Source organism: Ruegeria sp. CG3, from assembly GCF_056537205.1.
On sequence record NZ_JBQFRC010000001.1, the window covers coordinates 2,118,439 to 2,136,126 of the forward strand.

Consider the following 17,688-nt stretch of genomic DNA (forward strand, 5'->3'; position numbering starts at 1 on the left):
GACAATGGCGACAAGTCGCACCCCCGGCTTATCCACCAATCGGAGACGCCGGACATGACCCAACTGATGCAGACACAGGCCGGAGACGCCGGTGCCTTCCGCACCTTCGACCTCAATCGCGTTCCTACGCCTTGCTTCGTCGTCGACGAAAAGGCAGTGGAGCGAAACCTTGCGGTTCTGGCCGATATCGGCGAGCGGTCCGGCGCACATATTCTGTCCGCGCTCAAGGCCTTCTCCATGTTCGCTCTGGCCCCGCTGGTGCGCCAGTATATCGGCGGCACCTGCGCCAGCGGCATCTACGAGGCCCGGCTGGGCCGCGAGGAATATGGCGGCGAGGTCGCGACCTTCTGCGCGGGCTACAAGGAAACCGACATCGACGAAATCCTTGCGCTCTCAGATCACATCATCTTCAACAGCCCCGCGCAGAAAGACCGCTTTTTGGCCAAGGCACAGGCCGCCGGGCGGCAGGTCGGGCTGCGCATCAACCCCGAACATTCCGAAGGCGAGGTTGCGAAATACGACCCCTGCGCCCCGTGTTCGCGCCTCGGCACCCCGGTCAGCCAACTAGACGCCAAGGCGCTGGAGGGCGTGGATGGCCTGCACATGCACACGCTCTGCGAACAGGGGTTCGAGCCGTTGGCGCGCACATGGGCGGCGGTCGAACCGAAGCTCGCGCCATTCCTGAACAGCCTGAAATGGCTGAATTTCGGCGGCGGCCACCACATCACCCGCAACGACTATGACCGCGACGGGCTGGTGGAGTTCATCAAACACATCCGCGCCAAATACGGCGTCGAGGTCTATCTGGAACCCGGCGAAGCCGTGGCACTGGACGCGGGCATCCTGGTGGGTGAAATCCTCGACCTGCCGCACAACGGCGTGGACCTGGCAATCACCGACATCTCGGCCACCTGCCACATGCCCGACGTGATCGAGGCCCCCTATCGCCCCGCCCTGATGGACGAAGCCGAAACCGGCCACACCTATCGCCTGGGCGGCCCCTCGTGCCTCGCGGGCGACGTGATCGGCGACTACACCTGGGCCGAGCCGCTGCAGATCGGGCAGCGTTTTGCCTTCCTCGATCAGGCGCATTACTCGATGGTCAAGACCAACACGTTCAACGGCGTGCCCCTGCCCACCATCGCCCTGTGGAACAGCGAAACCGACGACCTGAAGATCATCAGGCAATTCGGCTACGACGACTTCAAAGAGAGGCTTTCATGAGCATTTTCCTCGACAGCGAACTGACCGAGGCCGAGCGCAGCGAAGACGCCCGGTTCCGTGTCATCCCGGTGCCGCTGGAACGCACGGTCTCCTACGGTTCGGGTACGGCAGGCGGCCCCGCCGCGATCATCGCAGCCAGTAACGAACTCGAACGCATCACTGGCCATTCCGAACCCTGTGTCGATGGCATCTTCACCGAACCTTCGCTGGATTGCACCGGCCCGCTGCCGGACGTCATGGAGCGTCTGGCCCAGCGCACCGAGGCCGCGATCCACGCCGGCAAAGTGCCGGTCACGCTGGGCGGTGAACACTCGCTCAGCTATGGAGCGGTGATGGGCGTGGCCCGCGCGTTGGCTCAGCCCCTCGGCATCGTGCAGATCGACGCTCATGCCGACCTGCGCAACGCCTATCAGGGCGAGAAACACAGCCACGCCTCGGTCATGCATCTGCTGGCCGAGGAAGGCGTCCGTCTGGCGCAATTCGGCGTACGCGCCTTCTCGACCGAGGAAGCCAAAAGCCGTCTGAGGAACCGTGTCTTCCATGTGGATGCCGAAGAACTGGTCACCGGCAACATTCATGCCGTCGACCTGCCCGAGGACTTTCCAGAACTGGTCTATGTCAGCTTTGACGTCGATGGTCTGGACCCGTCGCTAATGCCCGCAACCGGCACGCCGGTTCCGGGCGGGCTGGGATACTATCAGGCACTGCATCTGGTCGAACACGCCTTGAAAGGCCGCCGCTGCGTGGGCTTCGACGTGGTCGAACTGGCCCCGGACGGCAACGCGGCGTGGGATTTCACCGCCGCGCAGATCGTCTATCGCTTGATGGCCGCCTGCTAGGCGTCTGCGGTTTCGTTGAGCTCCATGTGCCCCTCGCCCTTGCTCAACACGCGGCGCAGCATGGGCTCGAAGAACTCCAGCGGTTTTGTCGGATAGTCCGGGTCGAACGCCTTCTGATCGTATTCGTGACAGAAATAGCGGCAGTCCTCCCAGTAAGGGCTGTCGCGATACTTGTCGCGCGCGTTGCGGTCCCCACCCAGATGGTGGTTGTAGTAATAGCCCTGGAACACGCAGTGATGTTTCAGGATCCAATGGGTGCGTTCGCTGACATAGGGCTTCATCATCGCCGCTGACAGCTCACCGTGGTTGTAGGGTGACAGGATGTCCCCGGTGTCATGGATCAGGGCAGCAACGACCAGTTCCTCATCCGCGCCATCCTCGTAGGCCCGCGTCGCGGCCTGCAGGCTGTGCTGATACCGGTTGACCGGATAGGGTGTCCATTCCTCGTCCAAGGACCGGATCGCGTCCAGAATCCGGTCGGGCAAAGCCGCGTTATAGGCCTCTTCATATTCCATGACGGCGTCCCAATCCGCCTTGGTGGCCTCTTCGAAACTTGTCCAGGTGGGTTTGTGGCTTTTGTCCAGCATGGCGGGTCCTTTGGCTACGGGGCACAGCCAGACTAGCCGCGCCCAGCCATTAGAAAAAATGAATTGATTTTATCACGTCGATCAAAAAATACTTTCACATGCAGATGCGTGAGCTCGAAACGTTTTTGTGCGTGGCGGAAACCGGTGGGTTCCATGCTGCGGCCCGACGGATGAACGTAACACAGACGGCCGTCAGTGCACGGATCCGCCAGCTTGAGGCCGCCACGGGCAAAGCCCTGTTTTCACGTGGTGCCGGCGGTACCAGCCTCACCGACTTTGGGGCGCAGTTCAAACCCTATGCCGAACAGATGCTGTCGCTTTGGTCCTTCGCCTCGCAGGACCTGCCGGCCCAAAGTCAAGGTCGTGTGGCCCTTCGCCTGGGCGCTCAGCTCAGCATCTGGGACCCGCTTCTGGTCGATCTGGCCGTCCGGTTCGAGCAGAGGTTTGGCAAACTTCTGTTGACGCTCAACTATGACCACACGCTGAACATGGCCGAGGCCGTTGCTTCGCACGTTCTGGACGTGGCGTTGACACATGAGAGGCCATCGCGGTCCGGGATTTCGTGCCAGGACTTGCCGCCCGAGCATTTGATCCTTGTCGAGACGCCCCATCTGGCTAAGTCCGGCAGCGATCCTGTTTTCATCAACCTCGAACTTGGTGAAGGCTATCAGGAGCATGTACGCGGTCTGGCCCGGTTGTCTGCTGGGCAAACCGTGTTTCTGGGCAATTGCATGATGGCACTGCGCTATATCCTGCAACGCGGCGGGCGCGGTTTTTTCCCGCACAGCGTCGTCGCCCCGCACCTTGAGAATGGCGCGCTGCGCAAAGTCGAGGAAGCGGCACCGCTAATTCTACCGGTCCACTTGGTCTCGCGCGCCGAGGATGACCACCCAAAATTGTTGGATGAATTACACCAGTGCCTGTCAGAGCTGCGGGGCTGATCTTAGGCTGGGGATGGCGCAGGTGCGGCGGCTCTCACCCGCCGGCGAATGATCGGTCTTCCGGCGAAAGCCAGGAACACGGCCGATATCGCGAACCCGACAACAGCCGGACCATAGAGCAGCGGCCAAAGCTTCGCATCCTTGATCACCACCGGAGACACGAACCCACGCACACCTTCCAACAAGACAAGAATCGTGAATGCTGCGAATATCTGTGGCCAAAGGCCGAACCGGGAAAAACTGCCCAGCATCAGCGTCGAATACCCCACCAGCGCCACGGTGATACAGATCGCGATCCAGGAAAACCGCTGGTGCAGCTCTTCCACCAATTCCCCCAACGGGTAGCCATCCGCCGCGGCGACGGCGTCAAGATCGCCCAACAACTCGATCGTCGGAATCGCCTCAAGACTGCGGCGTCCATTGTCGGTGTTTCGGGACAGCTCCGAAATGTCGTATGATGCATCGTCGAAAAGGGTCGACGACAGCGTCTTGCCTTCCCTGTTCAGCCGCAGTGCAACCCCATCCACCATGACCAGATGAACGCCAGATCCGTTGTTCACCAGATAGGCGGACGTGCTGGAGTATGTGGCGGGGTTTTCCTGCTCGCGACGGTCGGACACGAACACCTCGTGCAATGTGCCATCCAGATCAATCCGACCGATATAGACGGTCACGCCGCGAGCCGGGTGCATGAACTCACCCTCGTTGAGCAACTGCGCGGTGATGTCACCTGCTACCTCTGCCTGGCGCAATTCCAGCTGTTCAACGGATGCGGGCCGCAGAATGACGCTGACGATCGCCATCATTAGCCCCGCCACCAGGCCAAACAACAACACCGCCCGGCCCAGCCGCCATGGGCTGGACCCGGTGGCCAGCATCACGGTCAGCTCGCTTTCCCGGCTCAGCCGGTTGGTGGCATAGACTGCGGCGGCAAAGACCGCCATCGGCATGACCGTTCGGACAAGCGTCGGCAGGGTCAGCGCCGTGAACTCCAGAAACACCATTGCCGACTGGCCGCCACTGATGACGTGTTCGAACAGGCTGACCGAGCGGGTGATCCAGAACACGCCCACCAGAACAAGCGTGAAAAAGCCGAAAAGAACCAATAGCTGCCGCAGGAAATACCCATCAAAGCGCGACATGTGACCTCTTTCGGCTGTTTTATCCTGGCGGGACATTAGGCCATTCGCCAGTCAAGGGGAACCGCGATTGCGCCCCAGTTCACCGGCCGGCACAAGGATTTTGGTGTGCCACAGCCACCGCAGGACCTGTGCCGCCGAGGTGGGTCCGATGCGGCTCGACCATCGCTGCAGAATATCGGGCACAGAGAGTGGGTCGCGCAGATCGGATATCAACGGCGCCAGCTCGGCCCCCGCCAGCGAGTGGACCGGGCGCGGCAGATTGGGGTGGGTCAGAATCTCTGACCGCACAACATACGCGTCGCCTTGCACACCGCCCTGTATCAGCTTCGCCTCCGGCGACCGGCGAAGCACCTCGCCCTTGGACAGCTCCGCATTCTGCAGGTCTGCAGGCGGGCGGCGAAGCCAGTCCAGCGGCCGCGCGCGCTGGCTCCAGAACGGCCCAGAGGAGACCTCGTGGTGACGTGCATAGAATGCCGCCGCCAGTTCGGCGTGGGTTTCGACGCGTTCGCGCTGTCGTTCCGAATAGAATCCCAGCGCGATGTTGGTGTCTCTGGGCCGAGTCAGAAGCGTGTTTGCAACCACTGCGGCCTGCATGGCCTGCGCCATAGCCAGTTGCACCCCTTGCGATGACAGCGCATCTACCGAGAAACTCGCTTCGCCCACGCGCAGCAGATCATCGGCGGGCGGGGTCAATTCACATTGGCTGCTGGCATCACACCGGCGCACCGGGCCCATTCGCACCTGCTCCAGACAGCAGGCCAGAAGAGTCGATCGTGCCAGAAGATTCAGATACAGATAACGCCGGGCCGCCGGCGACAAACCAGTGCAATCCGACGGGTCGATGAAAACGCAAGCGTTGACCGTACCATCCGGCTGTGCTGCGCCCCAATACCAATGGGCACCACCGGCCTCCACGCGGGCCTGCGTGCCAAAACCCGGAGGGGCTTGCCAATAGGCATAGAGCGCCATCAATGGCGCTGAGGCCGGGCGGAATCTCCGACCGAGTCCCGCATGCTTGCCCGCCGCATCCACCAATAGGTCAGCGCGCAGCCGGCTTTTTCCCTGCGCCGTCAGGATCGGAACCTCCCAACCGGCCCAGGTGCGCCGTGGTCGATAGGCGCGTGCGGGTTGCAACACACGAACACCCGACTGGCGTGCAGCGTCCAGCAGGACGGCATCAAACTGGCCGCGATCCACCAGAAGGCCCGGATCGCCAACTGGTTCACCCCGCCTTTCAAACGCCCCGCCCCACATAAGGACGGAACCCGACGATTGCAGGAATCCCGCAGCTTTCATCGCATCGTCCACACCCAGAAACCGCAGAATGGGCCAGATGGAGGCAGGCAGTGACTCGCCGATGTGTGGGCGTGGAAAGGTGGCGCGTTCCAGCAGACAGACCCGTCGCCCCAGCTGTGCCAGCCGCATCGCGGTCACGGCCCCAGCCGGGCCACCGCCGATCACGCAGATCTCGGTTTCAATCTCGGCCGCCATCCGCTGCGCCCTCAGGCCGAACGGCGGGCAGCGTCGCCGAAGAAATCCGGGCGGGCAGCCGACAGCCGGACATAGGCTTGCAGGGAATAATCCAGCCAACCGCGGATATAATCACATGCCGGGCGGCCACGATGAATGACCTCGTGATGGCAACCGCCACCGCACATGTACCGTGCCCAACAGGTGTTGCACGGCGATTGGTTGTGCACGTGGCGCTCGGCCAGCCAGGTCTCTCGCCGCGCATCGGGGCCGTCATGGACGTTGCCCATCGCGGCCACGTCATCCTCGACGAAGCGATGGCAGGCGAACAGATCGCCATCCGCCGAAACCCCGAAATATCCGCCACCGGCTCCGCAAGCGTAGGGCCGGTGCGTGCCACGGTGGATCTCGTGCATTGCGGCGGCCATGTTCGAGAAGGGGAAGCGGCGGCCCTGCAGCACTGCGTCTTCGAAAACGCGTCCGCAGCGGATCATCTGCGAAAGCATTTCGGCCATGTCCTTGCTGCTCATTTCTTCGCGCCCGGTTGGCGAAGCCAGCATGGGTGCGAACCCGACCGAGTGGAAACCCAAGCCTATGAAATGGTTCAGGGTCTCAGGCAACTCGAGGTTGCGCGGTGTCACGGTGACCCGAGCGCCCACCTGCATGCGATGCTGTTTGTCCAGCAACGGCTGCACCTTGCGCAGAATGGTGTCGTAGCTGCCGCGCCCACCCTGGTTGGGGCGCAACCGGTCATGTGCCTTGCCAACGCCATCCAGACTGATGGTGACGGCAAAGGCGTGGTCTTCGAAAAACTCAGCGTCTTCCGGGCGCAACAACGTGCCATTCGTCGTGATCGAAAATCCGACATCCACTTTGTTGCGTTGCGCTTGTTCAGCAGTATAAATCGTCGTTTTTCGGATCAGGTCGCGATTGATCAACGGCTCGCCTCCCAGGAAGGCCAGATTGATCCGGGTGCCGGGTTCCGAGTCCTTGATCAGCCGATCGACCGAGGCTTTCGCGACCTCCCATTCCATACTGCGGGCAGGACCACCAAAGCTGCCCTGCGAGGCATAGCAATAGGTGCATGCCAAGTTGCATTTCTGCGCGACCGCCAGCGACAAAGACCTGACCGGCATGCGGCGCGGCGGCGCGTCGTCAATGAACGGCACACCATCAAGGCCCATCTGCGACAGAAACTCTCGCTGTCCTTCGGCGGCCATACCGGCGAAGTGATCCGCCGTTCCGTCGGGCACGTCGAACACGCGCGAGCCATCTACGGCCAGCATATGCTCGCCCAAGGTCGTTTCGAAAAAATGCACCTCGGCAGATGGGTCGATCATGTCTCGACCTCGGGCCAGAACGGGATACCAATACCCTTTTCCGCCAAGACTTCACCGGCGACCCGGAAGCTTTTCATCGTGTCGCGCACCTGCTGGATATACTCCTGCGCTTCGGTGAATCGGTTCTGAGCCTCGTTTTGATAGGCCTGTTCCAGCCCATCAGTGATGCGGCGGAACAGATCCAGTGCCTCTTGCGCCTGCGTTTCCGAGCCCATTTGGATCGGGCGCAGATAGGCAGGTGTGCCGCGGCCCGTTTGGTATTTGGCCAGAACGTCCTTCATCTGGCGGAACCGCAGAAAATGCTCGTCGCCGTCGGTGTCGATCCGCACGGCCAAAGCATACAGGCGCCGATCGGTGAACGCCTTGTGTTCCAGTGTCGCCACGCACTGCGCATAAGCGCGGTCGATGAAGCCGTCGGGGCGTTCGATCTCGATGAAGTCGTCGATGGCCTCAGGCGTCAAAGGGCGCAACGACCGTGGGATGATCCGCTTGGGTCCGATGGGCAGGGCAAGCGCGGGCGTTAGCACCGGTTCGTAATCCTTGCCCTGCAACGACCACAGCAACTGGTTTGCCCAGCGCATATGGGTCATCTCGCCGATCGCAACTTCCAGCAGGGCGCGCCGCGCAAAGATCAGATCATCCTTCAGCGTTGGCCAGCGCTCGCAATCGACGGTTTCGGGATCGGCCAGCGAAAAATAGGCATAGAGGTATTGCAGGCTGAGCGTCATCTCCATCGGCGCCAGACGGGTCTGCAGGTCCTGGACCATCGCCGCTACGCTTTCATACGGTTCGACACCGGGCAGGTCCGTGTCGGCCTCATAGACTTCGCCGGTCTCGCGTCCCTCGACGACGATCGGCAGGTCGCTCCACATCTGGTTGACCTCGTAGTGGTCAATCTGGAACGGGCGGTTCTGTTCGACGGTATTCAACGCCGCCACATTGCCCGAGGGCGATTTGTCCGAACGCAGCCAATCCAGATAGGTTTCGGCCACGACCGGATCGTCGGGCGCACCAGTCGGCAGGCGGGTGTCATGCGGTACTTCGGCAGTGACCACATCCGGGTGGTTTGATGGCCAGTAGTGGCAGCCGCAATCCCGAAAGTCATGCGACCAGGGATTGCACAGGCTTTGGGTCAGCTCTCCGGGGTCGTAGGCCGTATCGAACACGCCGGCTTCGGTGCGGTACTGCCGGCGGTATCCGTGCAGGACGACCGGCGGAGCGTCGACGACACCGTCGTGATTGCGCCGCTCCAGTGCGATGGTCACCGGATGATCGTCGCCGCATTCAAGGCTGCGGATGAACCGCCAGACCAACATGCCGTCGTAGGGTTTGCCCTTGTCATCACAGAACGAGATACGTCGACCGCCTTGTTCGACCCAGGCCAGAAACCACCGGCCACTGGACAGCTCGGCGCCGATGTCACCACGATAGGCGTCCAGCAAATCCTGCACCCAAGGTGTCGAACTGTCATCGGGCAACATCGGGTCATAGAAATAGTCGACATAGACCAGATGAAACCCTTGCGCGTTTTCGGGTGCTTCCGGAACCGGGTTCAGCGGGACACGTACGGCATTGAAAACCAATCCCGGAAAGAACCGGCGATCAAGGTCGCGTACGTCCATTTCCAGCCCCGGGAAACAATTTCCGACCGACCCGTCCAGCCGGGTGTTGTCAGGGTTTCCGGGCACCTTGTAGGCCGCACGGGCCGTCAGGTTGCGGGGTTTGATGCGGATCGGCGCTGGTTTGTCAGACATCCCGAGGCTCTCCTACCGGTTCGGTTTCGGGCGCGGGCGGGTGCGCCTCGAGGTAATCGATGAAAGACATCACCAGATGGTACTGCCGCCGTGACAACGAGAGCGGAAAATAGTTTGAATCCCGCATGTAGGGCGGCATGCGGGCGTCGTGCATCATGTCGCGCACGATCCGCGGGTCGCGGAAGGCGGGATCGGGTGTCTGGTCAGGGTTCGGGTCCTCTTCGAACTGGGCCAGAACGCCAAAGGGTGGGCGCATCAATCGCCGAACGAAATCAGGCCTGCGGCGCAGAAAATCCAAAAGGTTTTCCTCATCGATCAACTGCTCGTGCACAAACTTGGTGGCGACCGTATAGGGCAGCTGTTCATTCGGGACCGAGTTCGAAAAGACCGAAATCGGCTGTGGGCGGATCAACTCGTCGATCTTGTCGGGCGGCACCGCGTCCTTTTCCGTCATCGATGCAGCATCGGTGGACGGCAGGCCCGGTGTAGGTGCGATATTGGTCTGCGCCTGAAGAGAGGCATTGTCCTTGAGGCCCTGTGCCCGGATGTCATCCAGATTGATCAGGCTGTTGGTCTCGAACGCCCTTCGGAAGATGTCGACCACTTCGGTTTTTGCATCAACGTAGTTTTCGGCGGTGACCGAGATCAACGACATGTCGCGATCCGCCAGATCGTCTTCGAGGCTGTAGAAAGGCCGGCAATCCGGTGCGAAATCCGGCGGTCCGGTGAAGATGCGCGCCCGGGCGACCAAACGCTGACCACGAACAGCCAGCGTGGCCTCGATCGTTCCATCACACGTGTCGTCAACCACTCCCCAAGACTGATCGTTGCCGACCCTGGCACCATCATAACTGTCATGCGGTTCGGGATCATCAGACAACCCCGACATCATGATCCATTTCGACCACGGCGTGTCCGGGTTCAGGATGCGGTTCTGCGCCGGCACGATCTCATGAATCCGGCCATATTCCGATTTGGGCGGGTCATTCTTGTATCCCGGCACAGCAAGGGTTGCAGGGCCGAAGGCGGCATCGGGCGGGCCGTATACCTCGCCCTTGGGCGGAGTGAACCGCAAACGCAGAAGACTGCGGTCCACCATCTCGCCGGGCACCGGCTCGTCCGTCCCGTGGACCGGGCGGACAACCCGCACCGAGCCCAGCGGGATCGGGTTGTGTTCATAGACCAGCGGTTGCTGTTCCGACGTGTGCGGACTGAAGGCCAGCAAAGGTTTGGGAGTAAAATCCTCGGCCGCGATCTCGACCCGTGTACGAAACCCGCAGGCTGCATCTCCGGTGCGGCGGGCGGCTTTCTGATTGCCGACAGCGACCGTGTAGCGGATGTTCTTCAGCGACAGCCCCTGCCCTTCAAGAAGGTTCAGAGTCACAGGAGTTTCATAGGCCTCGCCGGTTTCAGCATCGAACATGCGCGCCCACAGTTCAAAGAACGGCGCGACCGGACGCAGAGCGCCGGTGCCTTCATCCCGAAATCGGATCTTCCGCGGGTCCGGCAGGTAGGCCGAGACACTCCCATCCTCGTTTTCCCGTAAAGTCACGTTCGAGCGTATGACCGTCTTGTTGTTGCCATGCGCGTCCAGATCCTGCTGCCATTCGTAGCTTTCCAGCGGGGTCTCGCCCGGGCCAAGCCTGGCAACGGCCATCGGCGGCAGAAAGAAGATTTCCTGTATCGTGTCCATGCCGGGCCCTCTCCAGTTTGGCCATGCCGGTCCGCAACCCGTTTTCAGGGGTACGAATAGCTTTGATAGGTGATCGTCGGGTCCGAGAAGAACGGAGTCGACTTGTCCCGAATGATGTCCGGCGGCGCGTCGTCAGGAACCGGAGAAATACTCTGCTGGTAGCGAAAGAAGTTATGGGGGTCGAATTTCTGCTTCACGAACAGAAGTGAGTTGAAGTTGTCGCCCCAATAGAGCCAACGATAGTTCAACTGAGTGCGCCGCGGATAATTCTGATAGCAGCGATCGATGAAGAAGCCCTCGTCCGTCATCATCTGCATGAACCCATCCAGCCATGGGACCACGACGTCTTTCTCATCCTCGGACAACCAGAACACGTCAACGTAGAAATTCATCGACACGTCGCGGTGAATGAAGGCGTTTCCCTGTTTGCCAACCGGCATTCGGTTGATCGCCCCGCCATACGGCTCGATCGCCACGGCCCCGTAGTCGTTTGGCGTGCTGTCCAGATAATCGACGACCCTTTGCCATTCATCTTGCAACAGTTGGCGGGCGATGTACCCGCCCTGCTTGTCTTCGCGGGCTTGATCCGGGACCACCGGGATGTCGTATTTCTCGTCATACAGCCAGGAATTGATCTGCTGGTAGGTCCCTGTCTTGCTGTTTTCCATGTGGCCGCCAATGGGTTCGTCCAACAGCGGCTGAATGACCCGGCGCCCTTCGTCTTCGGGCCCGTGATATAGGGCCGAGACCAAGAGAACCTTCTGGTCTCCTTGATAAGCCAGAAAGATGTAGGCCCCAAATTTGTCCGAGAGACCGTCCTTCATGTAGTTGGCCTGCAGAAACTCCAAAGCCTTGGCAGCCCTGTCCAGCGGCCATTTGATATGAACGCCCCAAACTTCGTACAGGTTGTGCAGCTTGAACCGGATTTCCAGAAGCACCCCTAAGTTGTTGCCGGTGCCTCCCCGGATCGCCCAGAAAAGATCGGGGTTGGTCGTGTCATCCGCGATTACGATACTGCCATCCCACAGCATCACCGTCACGCCCAGGACATTATCGCAGGCCATTCCGAACAGGCGCGACGTGAACCCGTATCCTCCGCCCATCATGAATCCGGCCACGCAGACATCCTGACACGCGCCACCCGGCACGTGCAGATGATAGGAATCCAGCACCGAGTTCAGGACCTTGAACGGGGTACCGGGGCCGACATAGGCCATCGGGGTATCTGGATCGACCGTCACGTAACACATCCTGCTGGTATCCAGCACCATCGCATTGTTGACCGAGTACCCGGCCGTACTGTGCCGGCCCGATCGGCTGACCACCCACAGATCATGGGCCCGCGCGAAGGCCAGACTGGCCCGCACGTCCTGAATGGTTTCGCAATAGACAATGATTTCCGGGTAGTCCTGAAAGGCCGGGTTCCAAAGCTGACGATCCGTGTTGTAGTTCGGATCCGTCGGCAAAACGACCGATCCAACGAGGCCTTTTTCAAACTCCCGTATCTCCTCGGGCGTAATCGGATGATAGCGCTGCAGCGACAGGTCCGTTCGGCTGGAGGCGACCCGATCCTTGGCCAGAATGGTCTTGCTTATCTTGCGCATGATGGACGCTCCCTTGGCATAACATGCAGAACGCGCAGGGAGAAAACACTGCGCGCACGTATTACGGTCTTTCCATCAACCCATTTCTGCCCGTCCCAAGCTGGCAGAAAGCTTCCGTGCCGGTCAAGAGATCGTTTCAAGCAATGCCCGGGCTTCGAGCAATTCAGGGATGTCGGCCTTTGGGTCGAAACGATCCAGGGCATCGGACAGCAATGGCCCCGGCCGCCCCCCGGTTTTGGATACGCAGCGCGTCAGCTCAACGGCCGCGCGCAATTCGAACAGGCTGGCCCCGCATTTGCGCGCCTCGGACACCGCCTGTTTGAGCATCGGTTCGGGATCTTTCCGCTCATTATCGTCAAGCAACGAGCGGACCCTGAAAACCTCGGCATCGGCCCAGCCTTCGTCGGTGTCTTTGCGCCAAAGTTCGGCCTGCGTCAGCGCCTGCTTGGCGGCCTTGAGCCCCCCGGCACGCACCAGAAGTTCCGCGATCAGCGACAGAAAGAAGCTTTTGTAGTTTCCGGCGCCACTGGACCACCAGTCATCCGACGCCTGCCGTAGGGCCGCGATGTGCTCGGCGTCCGGGGTCCGGTGCGCCCGCGCCCAACTGAGCCACATGCGGGCCGTGATCGACATGAAGGCCAACCTGTGCTCGCGAGAAATCTCCTCCAGCGGTGCGACGGTCGCGATCAGGGCATCGATATCGCGGTGCAACAGATGGACCATGCACGTATAGGTCAGGACCTGGGCTACGCTGTGCGCGTGTTGCAACTCATTGGCCCAGTCCAGAGCCTGCGCCTGAACCTTCTGCGCACGGGCAGGCTCACCCATCAGGCTGTAACAGACCCCCAGAAAACCGGCTGTGATGGCCGCATGGTCAGTGCCATAGACATAGGCCAGCTTCCCGTGTGTTTTGAAATCGTAAAGGGTCCAGGCCTGCTCAAGGTGCGCTCTGGCATCGGTCAGATTGCCGATGTGCAGTTGCACGGCCCCCATGGCGCGGTGCCCTACCATCCGGTGCTCGGTCCGGCCGCTGACTTCGGCCAGGTCCAGGATCTGGTCCGCCACCTCACCGGCCAGGCGGTACTCGGCCCGCACAAGGTGAAACGCATAAAGCCCATTGAGAACCGGGAACAGGCGTTCCGTCTCGCGGGCCCGACGGCACAGCTCGCGCAGCCGGCCATAAGCTTCGCCTGTCGCTTCGCCCGCAATCCCGTCAGTCGAGCGCAGTACACCCGCCCGAAGCACTTGCAGATCAATCTCGCGCAAGTCGCGGTCGTGGCTTTTCGGCAGCTCTGACACAAGACCAAGCGCTTTGGACAAATGGGTCAGTGCTTCGGACAGAGCCGACCGCTCGATCGCTCTCTGACCGGCGTTTTGCCAATGGGTAACGGCCTCTTCGGGTCGGTTTGCCAGCGTATAGTGCTGGGCCAGAACTTCGGGCTGGGTCTGTGCAAGATAGGGTTGCTGGTCCAGCAATACACCTGCGGCCTGGTCGTGCAAGACCTGCCGCTCGGACCGCAGAAGGCTGTCATAGGCCATGTCCCGGATCAGAGCATGGCGAAACAGGTATTCGTCCTCGGCCCCGTCCGGTGGCCGCTGGATGATGCCCGCCATGGCCAATTGTTCCAGGCTGGCCTGCATCGAGGCTGCCGGCAGCATTGAGACCGCCGCAACCAGAGCCACCGAAAAGCGTCGCCCGAACACCGCACCGGTCTGCGCCACGTCCTTTGCCATACCCAGGCGGTCGAGACGCTCCATCAGCGAATCCTTGAGCGTGCTGGGCACCGACAGCGACGGCAGCGGACCGCGCAGGACATAGCCATCTTCGGTCAGCCGCAACTGGCCGGATTCCAGAAGGCCGCGCGTCACCTCCTGTACAAAGAGCGGGATCCCATCGGTCTTGGCGGCAATCAGGTCGCAGACCGGTCCCGGCAAAGGTTTGCCCCCCGCAACATCCGTGACGATTTCCGCTACCTCGGCATTCGACAATCGGGTCAGGGGGATGTGCAACGTATTGTGGTGGTGCCCCCAGCTGGGGTCGAATCCCTGCCGGGCCGTAACTACGATCAGAACCGGCAGGTCACGAATCCGCTCGATCACCCTGTCGGTCAGCGAAAGCGTGGTCGGGTCCACCCAATGCGCATCTTCGAACAGCAACAGGACGGGTTTGCTTCGGGCCATCGACACCAATTGCTGCGTCACGGCTTCCAGCGTCTTTTCCAGCTTGACCTGCGGCGGCAGATCCAAGGGTCCCAATGCATCATCGGCATCGATGCTCAACAGATCCGCAATCAGGCGCTGTTGTTCGGACGTCAAGTACCGCAGCAGCGGCAGAAGCTTGTCCAGCTTTTGGGCGTCCGTATCCGCCGGCGCGAACCCGGCGGAACGTTCAAGTTGCTGCACGATCGGATAGAGGGCACTGCTTGAGTGCAGCGGCGAGCATTGAAAATTCAGACGCAGAATGTCCTGACCCTGCAACTCGTGCGCCAACCCTTCGATCAGCCGCGACTTTCCGATCCCCGCTTCACCCGAGATCAGAACGGATTGACCCGCCCCGTGACTGGCTTCGTTCCACTTGTCACACAGCTTGCGAAACTCGGAGCCGCGCCCGATCAGACGGCCGGAACCCGCTTCGGGATTGATCTCGAACCGCCGTTCGATCCGTGCGGTGCCCTCCACGGTCCAGGCCTGAATCTCGTCCGCAAACCCCTTCAGAACATGCCTGCCGGCATCCTTCAGCCGGAAAGCGCCACCGATCAGGCGGCGTGTCGAGGGGCTGATGATCAGCGAATTTGGTTCGGCCAGACCCTGCAGGCGGGCGGCCAGATTCGGCGTCCGCCCCATGACCACGTCGTTTTCCCGCAACCCGTCCCCATAGATGGTGCCGACCACCACAAGTCCCGTGGCGATTCCGATCCGCGCCTGCAGCTCTTCCTTTCGGTCGATCGCGGGGAGTTCGTCCAAAATCTGCAACCCGGCCTCGATCGCGCGCGAGGCCGCATCCTCCTGCGCGTGCGGATAGCCGAAATAGATCATCGCACCATCCCCCATGAAACAGGCGATGTGACCACCGAATTTCGAGACGGCGGTTGTGCAAGTCTCTTTGAATCGACGCACCAGTTCGCCCAGGTCTTCCGGATCCAGGCGCTCGGACATTGCCGTCGAGCCGACGAGGTCAACGAACATGACCGTCAACTGCCGGCGCTCGGCCACTATTTTGCCCTGTCGGCGAGTGTGCACGGCGTCACCGGCCGTGTCCTGGGCAAAACGCGCGGTTGCGGCGATCAGGCGACGTCTGGGACCCAGCGGCAGCCCTAGATCGATCAGATCATGCTCGGACAGATGAACGAGGTCGGACAAGGCCACTTCTGCCGCAGCGAAGGCGGGGGCGTATTTGGACAGCCCCAACTTCTCCAGAAAAGCGGCGATATCCGTCATTTCTCCCCCAACGGCCTGTCCAACGCCGGTTTGTTTTGGCTCGGTCCACCCCGCGCAGATCGCGCGTCGCGAACCGTGGCCCGTTCATTATCCAACTGACTGAACAGCCTTTTCGTTCTTTACCCGCACGTCAAGAGGTTTGGCGAACCAAACCGGCGCAGCACGGTTGACCGTGGAGGCAGCATTGCTGAATTGCTTGGAGAATGGCAGGGGCAGCAGGGTTCGAACCCGCGACCTACGGTTTTGGAGACCGTCGCTCTACCAACTGAGCTATACCCCTGTGGTGCGCCATCAGATATGCCAGCGGCGCGACGGACTCAAGAGGCTTTTTCAGTTTCTCGGACACATATGCAATCGACAAAGAAGTTGCGTGCGTCGTGCAGTTCTATAAGACAAGGTTCGGCCCACCGAGAGGAAATTACCCTTGAGCCTTCGCAAGAAGATTGCCGACAGCGAGACAACCCTGAACTGGGCCGCGCGCCGCATCGCCAGCTACATCAGGATGGTCCATCGCAACACCAAATGGCAGCGGATCGGCTATGATGAGTTGGACAAGCTCGCGGAACAGGGCGAGCCGGTCATCGTCGTGCTGTGGCACCAGCGGCTGGCCCAGTCGCCCTATTTCTTTCCGCTGGACAAGGGGCGCATCTGCTCGATCACATCGGCCGCGCGCGCCGGCAGCATGGTGGGCCGGGTGCAGAAGCTCTTCGGCATGGACACCATCGCCATGTCCAGCCACAAGCGTCACGTGGCCCTGTCGCGTGAAGTATTGGGCAAGATGAAACAGGGGATATCGATCGGCATAGCTGCCGACGGTCCGCGCGGCCCGGAACGGGTGTGCTCGACCGTCCCGCTGGTCTGGGCGCGCAGCTCGGGCAAACGCATTTTTGGCATCACCTATTCGGCCCGCCATGGCCGTGAGGCGGGCACCTGGGACCGGCTGCTGCTGCCGCGCCCCTGGCGCAACGAAGGCGTCTTTCTGTGCCGCGAATGGACTGAGACCGTACCCCGCATGGCCTCGGACGAACAGATCGAGCAACTGCGCCAAAGCCTCGAGAAGCACATGAATGACATCACCGCCGAGGCCGATCTTATGGTCGGTCGCGCCCCGTGGGAACCAAAGCTCTGATCAGCCCGCCTGCTTTCCGGCAAAGTCACGGCGCGGGGCGCCGGTTTGCTTGCCCCCAAGCCTTCTGCGTTCCCGGCAAAAATCGCTGACGGCGCAGTCGACTTCGTGACTATCATCGCTGAGAATGGCCTCGCGCATATCTTCCAGGTCCTTGTTGTGAAGGATTTGCGCCCCGTAATTCAGAAACTCAAAGCCAAACATCGCGTCCTCCTGCTGTTCGGGCATTCTGCCGAGCGTGCACAGGTCGCTTTCGGCGTTGCACATCAGGTAGACGTTCAGCTTCTGGAGCAGATGGGCGGAAGGTTAAGATTTCTCAAGCCGAGGGTCGGGGGCACCATCAAATCGAAAACACTGGCAGACTTGGAACCGTCTGATCGGCTTCCCAATAAGAAAAAGGGCGCCCCAAGGGACGCCCTTTCCATCAATATGCGCTGATGCGCCTTACTCGATGATTTTGGACACGACGCCTGCGCCGACGGTGCGGCCGCCTTCGCGGATGGCGAAGCGCAGACCGTTTTCCATGGCGA

At 61.1% G+C, this 17,688-nt stretch carries 14 protein-coding genes and 1 tRNA gene; 4 read left to right on the plus strand and 11 right to left on the minus strand.

Features of this window, described 5'->3' with window-relative positions:
* Positions 1-54 precede the first annotated feature (54 nt).
* Positions 55-1,224: a carboxynorspermidine decarboxylase gene (gene nspC / locus ACR0NB_RS10470; RefSeq protein ID WP_480775604.1), complete on the plus strand. Its 1,170-nt coding sequence runs from the start codon at positions 55-57 to the stop codon at positions 1,222-1,224.
* The gene (gene speB / locus ACR0NB_RS10475; RefSeq protein WP_170585016.1) at positions 1,221-2,063 is read left to right on the plus strand and encodes an agmatinase; all 843 of its coding nucleotides are present in this window, start codon (positions 1,221-1,223) and stop codon (positions 2,061-2,063) included. The genes nspC and speB overlap by 4 nt, the downstream gene beginning before the upstream one ends.
* On the opposite strand, the gene ACR0NB_RS10480 is transcribed toward speB, so the two are convergent.
* Positions 2,060-2,650 (minus strand): HD domain-containing protein, encoded by a 591-nt coding sequence (locus tag ACR0NB_RS10480; RefSeq protein ID WP_170585014.1) that lies wholly within the window; start codon positions 2,648-2,650, stop codon positions 2,060-2,062. The two genes, speB and ACR0NB_RS10480, sit on opposite strands and share 4 nt — an antisense overlap.
* Before the next feature lie 98 nt (positions 2,651-2,748).
* On the opposite strand from ACR0NB_RS10480, the gene ACR0NB_RS10485 reads away from it, so the two are divergent.
* Positions 2,749-3,591, plus strand: coding sequence for a LysR family transcriptional regulator (locus ACR0NB_RS10485; protein WP_170585011.1), 843 nt, complete (start codon positions 2,749-2,751; stop codon positions 3,589-3,591).
* Positions 3,592-3,593: 2 nt separating this feature from the next.
* Here ACR0NB_RS10485 and lptF read toward each other — a convergent pair whose 3' ends face one another.
* The 8 genes from lptF to ACR0NB_RS10525 form a co-directional block, all read right to left on the minus strand.
* The gene (gene lptF, locus ACR0NB_RS10490; protein ID WP_480775605.1) at positions 3,594-4,733 is read right to left on the minus strand and encodes an LPS export ABC transporter permease LptF; all 1,140 of its coding nucleotides are present in this window, start codon (positions 4,731-4,733) and stop codon (positions 3,594-3,596) included.
* 51 nt (positions 4,734-4,784) lie between these two features.
* Positions 4,785-6,224: a flavin-dependent monooxygenase QhpG gene (gene qhpG / locus ACR0NB_RS10495; RefSeq protein ID WP_480775606.1), complete on the minus strand. Its 1,440-nt coding sequence runs from the start codon at positions 6,222-6,224 to the stop codon at positions 4,785-4,787.
* A gap of 11 nt (positions 6,225-6,235) precedes the next feature.
* On the minus strand, positions 6,236-7,543 hold the full coding sequence (locus tag ACR0NB_RS10500) for a radical SAM protein (protein ID WP_480775607.1): 1,308 nt from the start codon (positions 7,541-7,543) through the stop codon (positions 6,236-6,238).
* A complete protein-coding gene (locus ACR0NB_RS10505; RefSeq protein ID WP_480775608.1) occupies positions 7,540-9,297 on the minus strand; it encodes a ferritin-like domain-containing protein in 1,758 nt (585 codons plus the stop codon). The genes ACR0NB_RS10500 and ACR0NB_RS10505 overlap by 4 nt, the downstream gene beginning before the upstream one ends.
* Positions 9,290-10,990: a hypothetical protein gene (locus ACR0NB_RS10510; protein WP_480775609.1), complete on the minus strand. Its 1,701-nt coding sequence runs from the start codon at positions 10,988-10,990 to the stop codon at positions 9,290-9,292. The genes ACR0NB_RS10505 and ACR0NB_RS10510 overlap by 8 nt, the downstream gene beginning before the upstream one ends.
* A gap of 44 nt (positions 10,991-11,034) precedes the next feature.
* Complete coding sequence (locus tag ACR0NB_RS10515) at positions 11,035-12,594, minus strand: FAD-binding oxidoreductase (RefSeq protein WP_480775610.1); 1,560 nt, start codon at positions 12,592-12,594, stop codon at positions 11,035-11,037.
* Positions 12,595-12,717: 123 nt separating this feature from the next.
* Positions 12,718-16,032 carry an AAA family ATPase gene (locus ACR0NB_RS10520; RefSeq protein ID WP_480775611.1) on the minus strand — a complete coding sequence of 1,105 codons (3,315 nt, stop codon included), beginning with the start codon at positions 16,030-16,032 and terminating at the stop codon, positions 12,718-12,720.
* Between the two features lie 204 nt (positions 16,033-16,236).
* Positions 16,237-16,312 (minus strand) — tRNA-Trp (locus tag ACR0NB_RS10525).
* Positions 16,313-16,456: 144 nt separating this feature from the next.
* Here ACR0NB_RS10525 and ACR0NB_RS10530 point away from each other — a divergent pair.
* Positions 16,457-17,161, plus strand: coding sequence for a lysophospholipid acyltransferase family protein (locus tag ACR0NB_RS10530; RefSeq protein ID WP_480775612.1), 705 nt, complete (start codon positions 16,457-16,459; stop codon positions 17,159-17,161).
* Here the strand turns inward: ACR0NB_RS10530 and ACR0NB_RS10535 are convergent, their stop codons facing one another.
* Together ACR0NB_RS10535 and ACR0NB_RS10540 are read right to left on the minus strand one after the other, a co-directional pair.
* Entirely contained in the window at positions 17,162-17,425 is a 264-nt protein-coding gene (locus tag ACR0NB_RS10535) for a hypothetical protein (RefSeq protein ID WP_480775613.1), read from the minus strand.
* A 177-nt stretch (positions 17,426-17,602) separates the two neighbouring features.
* Positions 17,603-17,688, minus strand: an 86-nt coding sequence (locus tag ACR0NB_RS10540) for an EF-Tu C-terminal domain-related protein (RefSeq protein WP_217359872.1), incomplete at its 5' end; no start/stop codon positions are given.

Bases quoted from the DNA above. Each gene is read 5' to 3' on its own strand.
- nspC (WP_480775604.1), top strand. From the start codon at position 55: ATGACCCAACTGATGCAGACACAGGCCGGAGACGCCGGTGCCTTCCGC.
- speB (WP_170585016.1), top strand. From the start codon at position 1,221: ATGAGCATTTTCCTCGACAGCGAACTGACCGAGGCCGAGCGCAGCGAA.
- ACR0NB_RS10480 (WP_170585014.1), bottom strand. From the start codon at position 2,650: ATGCTGGACAAAAGCCACAAACCCACCTGGACAAGTTTCGAAGAGGCC.
- ACR0NB_RS10485 (WP_170585011.1), top strand. From the start codon at position 2,749: ATGCAGATGCGTGAGCTCGAAACGTTTTTGTGCGTGGCGGAAACCGGT.
- lptF (WP_480775605.1), bottom strand. From the start codon at position 4,733: ATGTCGCGCTTTGATGGGTATTTCCTGCGGCAGCTATTGGTTCTTTTC.
- qhpG (WP_480775606.1), bottom strand. From the start codon at position 6,224: ATGGCGGCCGAGATTGAAACCGAGATCTGCGTGATCGGCGGTGGCCCG.
- ACR0NB_RS10500 (WP_480775607.1), bottom strand. From the start codon at position 7,543: ATGATCGACCCATCTGCCGAGGTGCATTTTTTCGAAACGACCTTGGGC.
- ACR0NB_RS10505 (WP_480775608.1), bottom strand. From the start codon at position 9,297: ATGTCTGACAAACCAGCGCCGATCCGCATCAAACCCCGCAACCTGACG.
- ACR0NB_RS10510 (WP_480775609.1), bottom strand. From the start codon at position 10,990: ATGGACACGATACAGGAAATCTTCTTTCTGCCGCCGATGGCCGTTGCC.
- ACR0NB_RS10515 (WP_480775610.1), bottom strand. From the start codon at position 12,594: ATGCGCAAGATAAGCAAGACCATTCTGGCCAAGGATCGGGTCGCCTCC.
- ACR0NB_RS10520 (WP_480775611.1), bottom strand. From the start codon at position 16,032: ATGACGGATATCGCCGCTTTTCTGGAGAAGTTGGGGCTGTCCAAATAC.
- ACR0NB_RS10535 (WP_480775613.1), bottom strand. From the start codon at position 17,425: ATGTGCAACGCCGAAAGCGACCTGTGCACGCTCGGCAGAATGCCCGAA.